This window comes from Massilia sp. DJPM01, from assembly GCF_030348125.1.
Lineage (GTDB): Bacteria > Pseudomonadota > Gammaproteobacteria > Burkholderiales > Burkholderiaceae_D > Telluria_A > Telluria_A frigida.
In genome coordinates, this window is record NZ_JAQOZV010000144.1 from 1 (window position 1) to 2,337 (window position 2,337).

Annotated in this window: 2 protein-coding genes; both read left to right on the forward strand. The window is 48.4% G+C overall.

All coding sequences use genetic code 11. The features are described 5' to 3' along the window. Nucleotides 1-1,576: hypothetical protein (locus PO883_RS34155; protein ID WP_289313755.1), on the forward strand; the 1,576-nt coding region annotated here is incomplete at its 5' end. 38 nt (nt 1,577-1,614) lie between these two features. Continuing rightward, nucleotides 1,615-2,070 carry a hypothetical protein gene (locus tag PO883_RS34160; protein WP_289313756.1) on the forward strand — a complete coding sequence of 152 codons (456 nt, stop codon included), beginning with the start codon at nt 1,615-1,617 and terminating at the stop codon, nt 2,068-2,070. Nucleotides 2,071-2,337: the final 267 nt, after the last annotated feature.

The following is a 2,337-nucleotide window of genomic DNA, read 5'->3' on the forward strand; positions in this document are numbered from 1 at the left end:
TCAGTTGCATCAGAACGAAATCGATCTGGCGAAGAAATACGCCGGGGCGGTGGCGAAGGCGGGCGGCATCTCTGTGGCGGCGGCGGAAGCGCGAATAGAGCGTCAGCTTCTCCGATGGGCTGACAAGACAGCGTTTCTGAACGATGGCGAAAAAATCGATGAGCTGGTGGTAGGCATTATCGGGAAAAAGGGCCAGGACAACTCCATCGGGATCAAATGGGACTTTAACGACTACGGCCAGAAGCATGCGGCCGAGTACAACAACCCAACGATTAATCAGCAAAATATCGGTCTGTATTCGCCTCTGCTGAGTTCAATCAACGTTGGCATCACTCCGGCCGAACGCGACAAGCGAGCGCACGATGGCCATGTGATGCTTGCTACCGGCGTGGGGTGCATATTGACGTTGGTGGGTTGCGCCTTTATGAGTGGCTTTAATCTCGGCGAAGGCGGCGTCAAAATTGCGGACGGAGACACGCTCGGTGGTAGCCTGCAAATGGTGGGTGGTGTTCTTGGCTTCGCGGGGGCGGTCTATGGACCACTGAAGGCGGGTGCGGCCGGCGCTGCACGACCGGCGCAAACACCTTCGTTGGAAGCTCCTCGGCTGAGGTTGACGAATGGTGAGGTATTATCCGGCGACCAAGTTTTTTTGCGAATGGATCCGGCGACCGGCAAGTACGTTGTAGTTTCGTCCCAGGTTACAGTGAGCACGCCGGTCGTAAAATTGCCAGCACTTTCCCAGCCAGAATTGAACGCGCTTAAACTCGGTACCGACGGTATAAGTGGGGCAAGTGCCGAAAATGGTATGTCGATCGTTGAATTGTTTAGTGGTAACAACGCGCAGACACCGCAAGCGATAACAGCTCTGCCAAAAGTACCGATTTTCGATGCCGGTCGAGGCAATGGTGAAGTAATCTGGACTTACGACGCGAGGCTGGGCATCGTGGATGCTGGCAAGACGCCGGTGTTCGAAGCCGGCATGTTGAATGGTAAACTGGAATGGACATTTGCTGAGCTACAAGCGGCTGCGTATGCTACCGGACGGGCAATTTCTAGAGCTGATTATGACGCATTGGTTATAGCTCGCGCCAAGGGGAACGCGACTACACCGTTTGTTGAAACAACGCCGAAAATAGATGCTCAACCAAGTGGCCCCCTATTACCGCAGCAAACCGACTCATCGTGCGTATCAGCGTCTTGCCGAATGGCAGCGAATTTGGGCGAAATCCCAGAGTCTTGGGTGCGTGGCGAGTTGGGGACTTCCGTGACTGGAACATCGCTATCCAATGTTCCACAAGGATTGGCAAAGCTAAAATTTGAAGGAAAAGCGACCTATGTCGATAATATGTCTCTACAAGGAATGAAAAACGTAACTGGCAAAGGAGACGTAGTGATAATTAGCGTTTGGCAAGGGGAGGGAAAAAGTCACGCAATGGTTCTCGATAAGATTGAAGGCGGGCGTGCTTTTATCCGTGATCCTTGGCCTGAGCGCATTGGTAAAAGTTACTCGATAACTGTTGAGGTTCTTAAAAATATTATGACCGGGCGAGCGGTGGTGGTTCAAAAGCAGCGCTAAATATGGAAGTAATAATAAACTGGTAAATGGGGCTATTTATGCAAGAAATTTGTGATGTTTTTTTGTTGGACGAACTGGATGGTTCGTCCAAACTGCTTCAGCCGTTGAAAATATTTGCGCCTGAAATTGAATTTGACCATAATAATAAATACACCGGTTTTTTGGGGCTAGAATTGAAACGTCTAAAAGCGGTTTCGATCATTGTCCATTTTCGGAAGAATGGTGTAAGAAGTTTGAATATTCCGGTCAAGTATAAGTCTAATTTAATCTCACGTGCCGAGGCACGCACTTACGCGGAAAAGTACCTGGAAGGTAAGGGAACGATAATTGATAGTACGACGAGTGCTTGCGATCCGATGTTCTGGCATTTTGCATTTAGTCGGCCAGACTTGTATGAAGGTGGTGGGAATTTAGTGGTAGACGCGTTAGACGGCCATGTTTGGACTTCCGACGAATTGGAGGAGTTCTGCTACGATTACTTGAATTTGTTGTAATGAAACTATCGACATATCGTTACTAATTTTTATAAATTATTCCTATAAGTCAGGATCGATCTTCTGATTGAGAAGCCAAGAAAAGTAGAAATTAGAAAATGGATGAAAATACACCGCCGTCGCAATTTAGTAATGAGCTGAATGAATTTATAGGAAAAAAATTGAGCCAATTGCAAAACGATTTTTCTGAACTGGCCGACATCAGGAGAGCACGATTTTTTATCGCTTTTTAGTGATGCCGGACGAAATCTGATCGGTTACGGCGGT